Below are 11,457 nucleotides of genomic sequence, written 5' to 3'. Positions count from 1 at the left end.
GCGGCAGGCGGCCTTTTGAGGGGGGCCGGGTGAGCACTGCGCGAACGAAGGACCATTTTTATCGATAATTTATCAACGAAATTCATTGACAAACCCCGTCGGTGGCCCCATGATGATCACACGTTTATCGTTGAAAATTACACGAATGGAGAGAGTTCCCATGCAACGCAAGAATGTTCGCCGCCAGGTTCTCGGTCTCGCGAAGATCGGGTGCTATGTCGCAGCGGCCATCCAGTTCCTGTTCAACCTGCTTCCTTTCGCGACCCACCTCTACAGCTGGCTCCGGCTGGGCGATACGTCCCTGACCAAGACCCAGCTGCTGCTCGGCGGCGGGATGAGCGCGGCTCAGGCGATGCTGGCGGCCAGCGTGTACCTCCTGATCGGCATGGCGCTGGGCGTGATCCTGGAGATGGCGCAGGAAATGGACTTGATCGCATAGGCCCATGAGCATCGAAGTGCATCTCGATCGGCTGCTGGTCGATCGCAAAATGAAGGTGAGCGAGCTGGCCCAAAGGACGGGCATCGCGCTCAACAACATCTCCATCCTCAAGACGGGAAAGGCCAAGGCGATCCGCTTCTCCACCCTGGAGGCCATCTGCGAGGTCCTTGACTGTCAGCCGGGCGACATCCTCAGCTACGAGAAGGACTAGCCCCCCAGGGCCCTGAGGGCGCGATCGATGCGGTCGCGCAGGATCGGGTTGGCCTTGGCCTGGCTCTGCGAGACCTGGAACTCGCGGATGGCCTGGGCCGGGTTGCCTGACTGGCGGTAGATCTCGGCCATCCAGAAGTGCAGGTCGGGGTCCTCGTACCTGAGGACGGCGGCCTTCTGGAACTGGGTCAGGGCGTCCTGGTAGGCGCCGCGCTCCCGGTAGAGCTTGCCCAGGTTGACCAGGGCCTCGCGGTGGCGCGGGTCGATCGATAGCGCCTGGCGATGCTCCTGCACGGCATGGGCGGTGTCCCCCTGCAGCTGGTAGACCATGGCCAGGCTGTAGCGCAGGTCGCTGTTGCGCACGTCGAGGGGCACGGCCTTGCGGTAGACCTCCACCGCCTGGTCCAGTCGGTCGGTCTTGACCAGGAGCTTGCCCAGGGTCACGAGGGCCCCCACGTCCTGGGGATCGATCGCGATCGACTTGCGAAGGGCCTCCTCGGCCTCGTCGAGGCGACCGTGCCGCATCAGGGCCCTTCCCAGGAGGTAGTGGGACTTGGGGGTGGTCGGCGAGATGTCGGCAGCCACGCGGTACTGGGCGATGGCGGCCTCCAGGTTCTTCTGGGCCTCGTAGACCTGGCCCAGGTGCTGGTGAGCGGCCAGGTGGCGCGGCTGGGTCTCGATGATCGCCTGCAGGCGCTCGGCGGCGCTCGAGAGCTGCCCGCGCTCCTCGAGGGCGATCGCCTCGGCCAAGGGATCGCGATCGGCGCTCCAGAGCTGGTAGCCCCCCACCGCGCCGACGACGGTGAACGCGACCAGGGCCCCGCCCAGGATCCACTTCCAGGGCCACTTGCGCTCCAGCTTGAGGGGCATGGTCGGCGCCTTGGCCTTGCCGAGCCCATGGCCGCACTTGCCGCAGCGCGCGACGAGCAGCTTGGTCTCCGATCGCACCCGGTTGAAGACCCCGCAGTGGGGGCAGATGGAGACGATGATGGTGGTTGGCGCGGGCCGGCCGACGCTGCGGCGGCGGTCGTAGGCCATGCGGCGATCGGGGTTCGAGAGGACCTCGTAGGCCTCGGTCAAGAGCTGGGTCTCGACCGGGTTGCCGCCGAGATCCGGATGCCCCCCCGCCAAAAGCAGGGTGCGATACGCCTTCTTGATCATCAAGGCGCTCGCCTTGGGATGGACCTGGAGGACTTCGTAGTAATCGGGGGCGTCGGCCATGCGGACCTCTCCATCACCCTGGCGCGAGGGAGGCGCCGCGTCGTCCTCCTTGATGCCAGAAAGCCCCTCTATTCTACACACGCTCGGCCCCGGATCGCTTGCCTGCGGCGACGAAACCTCTCACGCATTTCGTCAAATCGACCTTTCCCCGCTTCCGAGCCCGCCGGTACCCTTGAGCGAGAATCCCCCGCTGCGACAAGCAGCCAAGCTTCCGTCACCGCCTCGGTCGATTCACCAAGGAGGATCTCGGATGGAGAGCACGCCAGGATCCTGGGCGGGCCAAGACGCCCTGGGCACACGGGGCGGATCCCCTCGGCACCTTCCGCTCGCGCCCGGCCTGAAAATCGAGGTCACCCCCGACGAGCCCGGCACGCTTCGCCTCATGGGGGCGCTCGATGCCCGAACGGCGATCGCCTTCAAGCGCGCCCTCGCCGAGCACCTCTGCGAGGGCACCTCGCGCGTCGTGCTGGACCTCAAAGCGCTCAAGCAGCTGGACCCCACGGGTCTGGCCGCGCTGGCCGAGGCCGGCGAGATGGCCAAGCGCCGCTCCCGGCACCTGGTGGTGGCCCACCTGCCCGACCATGCCCGCGAGCGGCTCGCGCGCGCCTCGCTCCACAAGGTCATCGCGCTGAGCGAGCAGTGAGAGGCCCGCGCCCCGTGCCGCCCGCACTTTTCCGAGGAGAAAGCGTGAAAGGCCTGATCCTCACGGGAAGCGCGCACGCCGCGCTCGCCCCCATCACCTTCACCGCGCCGCTCGGAGCCCTCCCGCTTCTTGGCGAGGCGCTGATCGCGCACCAGCTGCGCCGGCTCTCGCGCCTCGGCGTCGAGGACGTCCTGGTCGCCATGCACCACCTGCCCGCCCCCCTCGAGGCCGCGATCCGATCGGCGACGCCCGAGGGGATGCGCGTCAGCGTCGCCCTGGAGAGCGCGCTCTCGGGGAGCGGCGGGGCGCTGAAGGCCCATGCGGCCTTTCTCTCGCAGACCACCCTGGTGCTCTCGGGCGACGTGATCGACTGGCTGGATCTCGAAGGGGCCATCGCGCACCACCGGGCCACGGGGGCCCTGGTCACCGCCGTTCTGAGCCCGCAAGCCTCCCCCGGCGCGCTCGGGGCCGCGCTGACGACCGGCGGCATGCTGAAAAGCTGCGCCCCCCCTGAGCGGCCCGAGGTCTGGCACACGGGCATCTACCTGGTCGAGCCGGCTGCCCTCGATCACCTGCCCGGCACCCCGTGCGCCATCGGCCGGGAGTGGCTGCCCCGGCTCAGCGCGCAGGGGCTGCGCGTCGCGGGCCACGTCGCCGAGGGCGCCTGGCATCCGGCAGGCACCCCGCTCGGGTACCACCAGGCGCAGCTCGCCGCGCTTTGCGCCGGCACGGCGGGGGATGCGATCCTTCACGTGGACCCCGGTGCCCTGGTCCACCCGGAGGCCACCCTCGTTCCCCCCTGCTGGATCGGCCCCGGCTGCCGCGTGGGGCGCGAAGGGCGGATCGGGCCGCACGCCGTGCTGGTCCGGGACGTGGAGGTCGCGCGCGGCGCCTCGGTCGAGCGCTCGATCGTGCTCGCCGGCACCTCCCTCGGCAAGGCCACCCGCTGGCACGATCGGCTCGTCTGGCGCCACGGATCCTTCGACGTGGATCGCCCGCAAGCCCCCTTCGAGCCCAGCCCCGATCCCGAGGTGCTGCGATCGACCATGCGCGCACCCAGAGGGGAGCGCCTCGGCCAGCTCCTCGACTCCAGCCTCGCCATCGTGGCGCTCCTGGCGCTCTCGCCCCTTCTGCTCGCCATTTCCCTCTTCATCTACCTGGACGACCCGGGCCCGGTCATCTTCACCCAGCTGCGGGTCGGGCAGGACCGCCGCGCCTGGCGCGAGGGAAGCCTGCGCGGACGGGTCTTCGAGCTCTACAAGTTCCGGACCATGGTGCGCGACGCCGAGCGCCGCCTCTCGGCCCTCAAGGCCCACAACCACTACGGCGACGGGGCCTTCTTCAAGCTGACGCACGACCCGCGCATCACCCGCCTGGGCCGCTTCCTGCGCGCCACGAGCCTCGACGAGCTGCCCCAGCTCCTGAACGTGGCGCTCGGGGACATGCGGCTGGTCGGCAACCGGCCCCTTCCGGTGTATGAGGCCGAGGCCCTCGACGAGGACTGGCAGCGCCTTCGCTTCTCGTGCCCCGCGGGCATCACCGGCCTGTGGCAAATCAGCGGGCGATCCGACCTCAGCGAGAAGGAGCGCATGGTGCTCGATTCCTACTACTCGGTGACGCGCACCTTCTGGAGCGACTGGCTGATCCTGCTCAAGACCATTCCCGCCCTCTTGCTTCGCCGCGGCGCGCGGTGAGCGCACACACGAAAGGACCCTCATGAAGACTCCTCTGGCAATGCTCGTGGCCGGCGCGATGCTCGCCTGGGGGTCCCTGGCGGCCCTCGCCCAGGCCCTCCCCGAGCCCCCGGCCGACCTCACCCTGGACCAGGCGATCACCAAGGCCCTCGCCAACAACCCGCAGCTGCGCGCAGCGCGCGCCGAGCTCTCGCGGGCCGAGGCCGAGGCCGACGTGGCCAAGCTCTACCCGCTGCGCTCGGTCTCGGCCAACGTGGGGGTCAACACCGTCGTGCCCCCGGCGAACGGCCTGCCGCTTCCCGCCGCCGGGGCCTACGTGACCATGAACCTGGGCGACTTCCTGAGCACCCCCTTGGTGCTCAAGGGCTCCGAGGCCCGGCTCCAGGCCGCGCGCGAGGGGGTGAGGCAGGTGAGCCTCCAGGTGGTGGCGAGCACCACCGAGGCCTATGCCGGGTGGCTCTCCCAGCAAAAGCTCCTGGTCCTTCGGCAGGAGGCCATCCGCAGCACCGAGTCGGACGTGATGGTGGTCCAGCGCCTCTTCGGGAAGGGCAACGCCAGCATCAGCGAGGTCATGAAGGCGCGGCTCGCCGTCAGCCAGTCCCAAGCCGACCTGGTCGCCTCGGAGGGGGCCTACAACCGTGCCTGGGCCATCCTGGTCCAGCAGATGGGCGACACGGACTGGCTCGAGAAGAGGCCGAAGACCGCCAAGCAGTAAGAGCCCCCAACAGGAGGAGACCGCCATGAAGGATCGCCCCCCCCTCGATGCCGCCCTGGCGCGCTTTGATAACAACCTGCCGCTCCTGCGGCTCCTGGTCGAGCGCGTCCTCGGCGGCTACCCCCTCGGGCCTCGCCCCATGGTGCTCGCGGGCGCCCTCGCCCTGTACCAGGCCTCGCTCGGCTGGACCGAGGGCGAGGGCAGCTTCCAGGAGGCCGCCGAGAGGGCCATCCACCCGGCGCTGATGGCCCTCTTCCAGGCGCAGGCGATCCCGCCCATGGCCCTGCCGCCCGAGCTCACCCCCTTCGCAGAGCGGCTCGAGGAGATGGTGCTCGCCCTGGATCGCCGGGGGATCCAGCCGGGCTTGATGCCCTACTACGCCCCGATGGCGCAGGCGGCGGGCTACGGCCTGCGGCCCTACGAGGAGTTCGCGAGCCCGCCTCAAGGCGCCAACGACGCGCGCCTGTGGCTCACCCTGTCCAACATCCTGAAGCGTCGCTGGCCCCTCATCCTCTCGATCGTCGTGGCCAGCGACCTGGCCGTGGGCGTGCTCTCGATGCGCGCGCCCAAGACCTACAAGGCCACCACCACCATCAACACCGGCATCGCCTCGGGCCAGTCGGTGAGCGGGACGGCCATCGACTGGTTCAAGGCGGGGGCCCTGATGGGCAACCTGACCGAGATGCTCCAGAGCCGCTCGGTGCTCGAGCGAACCGCCTCCAAGCTCAACCTCGCCACCACCCCCGAGAAGCTCGCCAAGCGCCTCGACGTCGAGAAGGTCGGCCAGACCGACATGATGCGCATCTCGGGCACCGCCAGGTCCCCCCAGGAGGCGGCGGATCTCGCCAACACGCACACCCGCGAGTTCATCCGCTTCTACCAGCAGAGCCAGGGCACCGACGCCCGCAGCGCCGACGCCTTCATCGCCCAGCAGGTGAAGGAGAGCGCCCAGCGCCTGCGCGGGGCCGAGGATCGCCTCAAGGCCTTCAAGGCGACCAACGTCCCCGAGGCCCAGACCACCATCGCCGTGCAGCTCGCGGAGCTCCGGGCCCAGAAGGGCGAGGTGGAGCGCGCCCTCACGGCCGCCAGGAGCGGGCTCTCGATGGTCGAGCGCGAGATCCTCCTGCTCAAGAAGGACCCCGCGTTCGCGAGCAGCGTCAAGGACGCCCCGGAGGTGGAGACGGCGGGCGATCGCCTCAAGACCCTCAAGCAGAACCTCTCCGACGCCAGGGGGCTGTACGGGGATGAGAGCCCCGTGGTCAAGGAGCTCAAGGGGCAGATCGCCAGGGCCTCGAGCACGGTTCGCTCGACCAGCGCCAAGGTGGCCGCGAGCGACCCCGCGCGCGCCGACGTGGCCGGGCGCCGGATCGCCCTCAAGGTCGAGGTCGCCCAGCAGCAGGCCAAGCTCTCGAGCCTCGAGGCGGCGATCGCCGAGCTCGAGCCCAAGGCGCGCAACGCCTCGGTCACCGACGTCACCTACAAGGAGCTGCAGCGCGAGGTCGCCCTGCGCGAGGCCGACTACCAGCGCCTGAGCGAGCGCGCGAGCCAGACCCGGCTGGCGGCCAACGGCGCCTCGGTCCTGCCGATCACCATCGTGGACCTGGCCGAGCCGCCCATCAAGCCGGAGGACGCGAAGACCCTGGTCAAGCTCGCCCTCGGCTCCTTGATCGCGGGGGTCTTCGGCTTCGTTCTGGCCTACGTCCTCGAGGCGCGCGCGAGCGCCCTGATGGCCCACGAGCTGGTCGAGGCCAAGCTCGACCAGGAGAAGGGCGCATGAGCGTCAAGGCGACCCTGCCCAGGGGCAAGGCCCCCCTTCGGGGGACGTGGTGGAAGGTCCTGCTCGCCTGCCTGCCCTTCGTGGCGGTCACGGCCCAGGCGGTGGCGGGCTTCGACCGGCTCAAGATGGTGCTCTTGACCATCGCGCCCCTGATGGCGGCCATCTTCCTCAACGTGGAGCTCGGGGTCTACGTGGTGCTGGGCTTCTCGACGGTGGTGGTCTTCATCAAGCGCATGATGCCCAACCTGGACGCCAACCAGATCGGCCTGGCCCTGGAGGGGATGATCCTCCTGATGGGGCTGCGCCTGGTGGTGGACCTGGCGAACGGGGGTAACCGGCGCCTGTTCCGTACCGCCATCACCCTGCCGCTGGTGCTCTTCTGCGCCTACCAGGTGCTCGAGGTCTTCAATCCCCTCGCCCCGAGCCTCAAGTTCGGGGTGTACGGGCTGCGCGACACCCTGCGGGCCGTCGGCGCCATCCTGGTCGTCTACTACTTCCGCAGCGAGCGCAAGCTCAAGCGCTTCATGGTCTTCTGGCTGGGGCTGCTCACCGTCGAGGGCCTGTACGGCATCTACCAGCACCACCACGGCCTGCTCAACCAGGAGTACAACTGGCTCATCGAGTCGGGCAGCTGGCGCACCCACATCCTCAACGGCTACGTGCGCGTGTTCGGCACGGTGGGGGACGCCGCGACCTTCGGCTTCATCGAGATCACCGGTGCCCTCTTGCTCGTCGCCCTGGCGCTCTCGAGCAGGGGGTGGCGGGTCGCGGCCCTGCTCGCGCTCAGCGTGCCCATGCTCTACGCGATGGTGCTCAGCTACTCGCGGGGCCCCATCGTCGCGGTGGTGGCGGGGCTCTCGGCCATGCTCATGCTGAGCCGCAACTGGAAGCTGTGCCTGGGGGCGCTCCTCATCGGGACGCTGTGCCTGGGCGGGCTCGCGGCGAGCGGACAGACGGGCCTCTTGGACCGGGTCATGACCGCGGCCAAGCCGGGCGAGGACGCCAGCTTCCAGGTGCGGATGGGCTACATCAACGACTACCTGCCCCGGATCGTCGAGCGGCCCTTCGGCAGCGGCCTGTGGACCGCCGGCGCCTCGGGCCTCGCCGTCACAGGCGGCGAGCCCATCCCCGGCACCACCATCGGGGTGCCCACCGACAACAACTACTTCAAGTACGGCCTGGAGATGGGCTGGGTCGGCCTTTCGCTGTTCATCTGGCTGATCGTCGCTGCTGCCGCGTCGGCGGCAAGGACCTACGCGCGGCTCGAACGCCCCTTCCTGAAGGCCCTCTGCCTCGGGCTGTTCGGGATCTTCGTCTGCTACGCGGTGGGCGCCCTCTCCAACGACATCTACGTCCAGAAGCCCCTGAGCGAGTGGTTCTACCTCGCCATCGGCCTCGCCATGCTGCTCGGCCAGTCGGCCGAGCTTGCCAGGCGCGGCCCCTCGAGGAGTCGCCAATGAAGATCACCCTCATCGCCTCGGACGAATCCAGCGCGCCGCTGTACCGGGTGCGCCTCCTGGCGCGGGTGCTGTCGCGCCGCTTCGAGGTCGAGGTCCTGGGCTTCCACTTCCGGCCCGAGACGCTCGACCCCCTGGCCCCCAGGGACTTCCCGTACCGGGGCGTCCCGGCCAGGCCGTGGCCGGCCTTCTGGCAGGATGCGCGCGCGCTCTGCGAGCGGATCTCGGGCGACCTGATCTACGCCATGAAGCCCAGGCCGACCTCCTACGGCCTGGCGCTCGCCCTGCGCGCGAGAAGGGGCTTGCCGGTGGTGGTCGACGTGGACGACTGGGAGCCCTACATGGTGGCCCCCTATTCCCGGTACGCCCTCAAGAACGCCGTCTACGGCCTGCCGCACCTGCACGAGCCCAACAACTACTGGGCGACCTGGACCACGGACAGGCTGGTGGGCGCGGCCGACGCCATCACCACCGTCTCGACCCACTTCCAGCGTCGCTACGGTGGGGTGCTCGCGCCCCAGTACGTGGACACCCATCGCTTCGACCCCGATCGATACGACCGCGAGGCCCTGCGCGCCGAGCACGGGCTGAGCGACTTCAAGGTCGCGGTGTTCGCGGGCATCGCGCAGCCCAACAAGGGGGTCGGCGAGATCCGCGAGGCACTCTTGCGCCTGGGGGATCGCGCCTCCTGGAAGCTCCTCATCGTGGGGCCCGTCACCCCCTACGCCAGGGCCCTCGCCGAGACCGACGAACGGGTGATGCTGCTCGGCACCCAGCCCCCGGAGAAGACCCCCGCCTTCTTGCGCATGGCCGACGTGGTGGCCCTTCCCCAGCGCCGCGAGCCAGCGAGCATGGGCCAGATGCCCATGAAGCTGTACGAGGCCATGGCCATGGCCTGCCCGGTGGTCTCGACCGCGGTCTCGGACATCCCCTCGCTCCTCGCCGGGTGCGGGGTGGTGGTGGCGCCAAACGACCCCGAGGCGCTCGGCGAGGCGATCGCGGGCCTGCTGGACGACCCGCGCCGCGCGGCGGCCCTGGGCGAGGCGGCCAGGAGGCGGATCCGCGAGCGCTACAGCTACGAGGCCGGCGCCGCGACGCTCGGGTGCCTCTTCAGCGCGGTGGACGCCCGCCGGCGCGCGCGAAAAGGAGGGCGACCGTGCTGAGGGACCACGACCTGGTGTGCCTGTCGATCACGCCCTGGGAGACCCGCCTGCCCTCCAGCGGGCACTACCTGATGCGCGAGTTCGCCCGGCACAACCGCGTGCTGTGGGTGGACCACCCGGCCACCCTCAAGGACGGCTGGACCTTTCGCCGCGACCCGGCCTGGCGCGATCGCCTCGCGCGCACCTGGGGGCGCCAGGTGGGCCTGCGGCGGGTACCCGACCCCCAGCGCGAGGTCTGGGTCCTGACCCCGCCGCCGATGGTCCCGAGCGGCCTGCCTCGGCCCCTCTACGACTGGGGGCTCGAAGCCTCCGCCGCGCTCGTGCGGCGCTGCATCCGACGCGCCATGCAGCGCCTGGAGATGCGCGAGCCCATCTTCTGGGTCTCCTTCGACGTGCCCCTGGGAGAGCGCCTCGCAGGCACCCTCGGCGAGCGCATGACCGTCTACCACTGCTTCGACGAGATCACCGGCGAGCCCTACATCGCGCGGCACGGCGCGCGGCTCGAGCGCGCCCTGATGGACAAGAGCGAGGTGGTCTTCACCACCAGCCCCGCCCTGCAGGCCTCGCGCGGGGCCCTCCACCCCCGCTGCCACTACGTGCCGAACGGGGTGGACTACGCCCACTACGCCCGGGCAGGCGACCCTAGAGAGGCCGTCCCCGAGGAGCTCGCGCGCCTGCCGGGGCCCGTGATCGGCTACCTGGGCAACCTGGAGGCGCGCTTCGACTACGACCTGATCCAGGCCTGCGCCGAGGCGCGCCCCGGCTGGTCCTGGGTGCTGGTCGGCCCCGTCCAGGGGGCCTACGCCGCGCGCATCGAAGCCCTCTCTCGCCTGCCCAACGTCCACGTGCTCGGGCCGTGCCCGGCCCATCGCGCCCCCGGCACCCTCAAGGTCTTCGACGTGGGGCTGATCCCCTTCGTCTCGTCGGTGCAGACCCGGGCCATCTACCCGCTGAAGCTCAACGAGTACCTGGCCGCGGGCCTGCCTGTGGTCATGACCCCCTTCGCCGCGCTCGACGAGGTCGCCTCGAGCTGCCGGGTCGCCGAGGGGGCCCCGGCCTACCTCGCGGCCATCGAGCGCTCGCTTGGCGAGCACTCGCGCGAGCACCGCGAGGCCCGGATGGCGCTCGCCCGCGCCCACGACTGGAGCGAGCGCGCCCTCGAGATGGGGCGGATCCTCGTGCCGCGCCTGATCGCCCAGAACGCCCGCATGCTCTCAGGAGGGACGCCGCGATGAATCGACCGATCCTGTCGGTGGTGGTGGTCAACTGGAACACCCGCGCGCTGCTCAAGGCGTGCCTCGAGAGCATCCAGGAACAGACCCTCACCCCCACCGAGGTCTGGGTGGTGGACAACGGCTCGGCGGATCACAGCCCCGAGATGGTCGCCACCGACTTCCCCGACGTCCGGCTGATCGCCAACGACCACAACCTGGGCTTCGCCGCGGCCAACAACCAGGCCATCGCCCAGGCCAGGGGGCGCTACGTGCTGCTTCTCAACTCGGACACGGTGGTGCTGGACCACGCCCTCGATCGGATGGTCGCCTTCCTGGAGAACCACCAGGGAGCAGGGGCCGTCGGCTGCAAGCTGCTCAACGGCGACCGCACCCTGCAGCCCTCGGCCCACAACTTCTACAGCACCATGGGCTCGCTGATCGAGAACAAGCTGGTCGCCCTCTTCTGGAAGCGGCGATCCGCGAGGACGCGCTTCTTGAGCTACTGGGACCACGCGAGCACCCGGCAGGTCGACTGGGTGACGGGCGCCTGCCTCATGGTCCGAAGGGACGTGGTCGAGACGGTGGGGCTCCTCGACGAGCGCTTCTTCATGTACGGCGAGGAGATCGACTGGCAGATGCGGATGGCCAAGGTCGGCCACCGGGTCTACTTCCTCTCGGAGGCCGAGATCATCCACCTGGGCGGCGCGAGCTCGGCCCGCATCCCCGCTCGCATGCGCCGGCAGGAGTACCACAGCCGCGCCCTCTTGATCGACAAGCACTACGGCAGGGCCGCCCGCCTGACCTTCCACGCCAAGACCGCCGTGAGCATCGGCTTCTGGCGAGCGCTCAACGCCCTGCGGGGACGCAAGGTCTCCTGGGGCTGAACGAAGCGCCTCTTTCGGTGTAAAATAGGGTGTTCGCACC

Annotated in this window: 11 protein-coding genes; 10 read left to right on the top strand and 1 reads right to left on the bottom strand. The window is 69.9% G+C overall.

All coding sequences use genetic code 11. The features are described from left to right. Positions 1–160: 160 nt before the first annotated feature. Positions 161–439, top strand: a complete 279-nt coding sequence (locus V6D00_05510; protein ID HEY9898619.1) for a hypothetical protein — start codon at positions 161–163, stop codon at positions 437–439. A 4-nt stretch (positions 440–443) separates the two neighbouring features. Continuing rightward, positions 444–650, top strand: a complete 207-nt coding sequence (locus V6D00_05505; GenBank protein ID HEY9898618.1) for a helix-turn-helix transcriptional regulator — start codon at positions 444–446, stop codon at positions 648–650. Here V6D00_05505 and V6D00_05500 read toward each other — a convergent pair. Next, a complete protein-coding gene (locus tag V6D00_05500) occupies positions 647–1,870 on the bottom strand; it encodes a tetratricopeptide repeat protein (protein ID HEY9898617.1) in 1,224 nt (407 codons plus the stop codon). The genes V6D00_05505 and V6D00_05500 overlap by 4 nt on opposite strands. A gap of 250 nt (positions 1,871–2,120) precedes the next feature. Here V6D00_05500 and V6D00_05495 point away from each other — a divergent pair, with 250 nt between their 5' ends. Genes V6D00_05495 through V6D00_05460 form a run of 8 tightly spaced genes read left to right on the top strand, consistent with a single transcriptional unit; the run spans position 2,121 to position 11,417 of the window. Further along, positions 2,121–2,513, top strand: a complete 393-nt coding sequence (locus tag V6D00_05495; GenBank protein HEY9898616.1) for an STAS domain-containing protein — start codon at positions 2,121–2,123, stop codon at positions 2,511–2,513. Positions 2,514–2,557: 44 nt separating this feature from the next. Next, the gene (locus V6D00_05490; protein HEY9898615.1) at positions 2,558–4,207 is read left to right on the top strand and encodes a sugar transferase; all 1,650 of its coding nucleotides are present in this window, start codon (positions 2,558–2,560) and stop codon (positions 4,205–4,207) included. A gap of 22 nt (positions 4,208–4,229) precedes the next feature. Next, positions 4,230–4,922, top strand: a complete 693-nt coding sequence (locus tag V6D00_05485; protein ID HEY9898614.1) for a TolC family protein — start codon at positions 4,230–4,232, stop codon at positions 4,920–4,922. Positions 4,923–4,947: 25 nt separating this feature from the next. Further along, positions 4,948–6,699 carry a Wzz/FepE/Etk N-terminal domain-containing protein gene (locus V6D00_05480; GenBank protein HEY9898613.1) on the top strand — a complete coding sequence of 584 codons (1,752 nt, stop codon included), beginning with the start codon at positions 4,948–4,950 and terminating at the stop codon, positions 6,697–6,699. After that, positions 6,696–8,159, top strand: coding sequence for an O-antigen ligase family protein (locus tag V6D00_05475; protein ID HEY9898612.1), 1,464 nt, complete (start codon positions 6,696–6,698; stop codon positions 8,157–8,159). Before V6D00_05480 ends, V6D00_05475 begins: the two co-directional genes overlap by 4 nt. Next, the gene (locus V6D00_05470) at positions 8,156–9,319 is read left to right on the top strand and encodes a glycosyltransferase (GenBank protein HEY9898611.1); all 1,164 of its coding nucleotides are present in this window, start codon (positions 8,156–8,158) and stop codon (positions 9,317–9,319) included. The genes V6D00_05475 and V6D00_05470 overlap by 4 nt, the downstream gene beginning before the upstream one ends. Beyond that, positions 9,313–10,554, top strand: coding sequence for a glycosyltransferase (locus V6D00_05465; protein HEY9898610.1), 1,242 nt, complete (start codon positions 9,313–9,315; stop codon positions 10,552–10,554). The genes V6D00_05470 and V6D00_05465 overlap by 7 nt, the downstream gene beginning before the upstream one ends. After that, a complete protein-coding gene (locus V6D00_05460; GenBank protein HEY9898609.1) occupies positions 10,551–11,417 on the top strand; it encodes a glycosyltransferase family 2 protein in 867 nt (288 codons plus the stop codon). The genes V6D00_05465 and V6D00_05460 overlap by 4 nt, the downstream gene beginning before the upstream one ends. Positions 11,418–11,457: the final 40 nt, after the last annotated feature.

Origin of the sequence: Pantanalinema sp., from assembly GCA_036704125.1 — a bacterium.
Lineage (GTDB): Bacteria > Cyanobacteriota > Sericytochromatia > S15B-MN24 > UBA4093 > JAGIBK01.
This window is presented reverse-complemented; position numbering and strand designations above follow the sequence as displayed.

Excerpts from the sequence above, each read along its gene's own strand:
- V6D00_05510 (HEY9898619.1), top strand. The coding sequence starts at position 161 with ATGCAACGCAAGAATGTTCGCCGCCAGGTTCTCGGTCTCGCGAAGATC.
- V6D00_05505 (HEY9898618.1), top strand. The coding sequence starts at position 444 with ATGAGCATCGAAGTGCATCTCGATCGGCTGCTGGTCGATCGCAAAATG.
- V6D00_05500 (HEY9898617.1), bottom strand. The coding sequence starts at position 1,870 with ATGGCCGACGCCCCCGATTACTACGAAGTCCTCCAGGTCCATCCCAAG.
- V6D00_05495 (HEY9898616.1), top strand. The coding sequence starts at position 2,121 with ATGGAGAGCACGCCAGGATCCTGGGCGGGCCAAGACGCCCTGGGCACA.
- V6D00_05485 (HEY9898614.1), top strand. The coding sequence starts at position 4,230 with ATGAAGACTCCTCTGGCAATGCTCGTGGCCGGCGCGATGCTCGCCTGG.
- V6D00_05480 (HEY9898613.1), top strand. The coding sequence starts at position 4,948 with ATGAAGGATCGCCCCCCCCTCGATGCCGCCCTGGCGCGCTTTGATAAC.
- V6D00_05475 (HEY9898612.1), top strand. The coding sequence starts at position 6,696 with ATGAGCGTCAAGGCGACCCTGCCCAGGGGCAAGGCCCCCCTTCGGGGG.
- V6D00_05470 (HEY9898611.1), top strand. The coding sequence starts at position 8,156 with ATGAAGATCACCCTCATCGCCTCGGACGAATCCAGCGCGCCGCTGTAC.
- V6D00_05460 (HEY9898609.1), top strand. The coding sequence starts at position 10,551 with ATGAATCGACCGATCCTGTCGGTGGTGGTGGTCAACTGGAACACCCGC.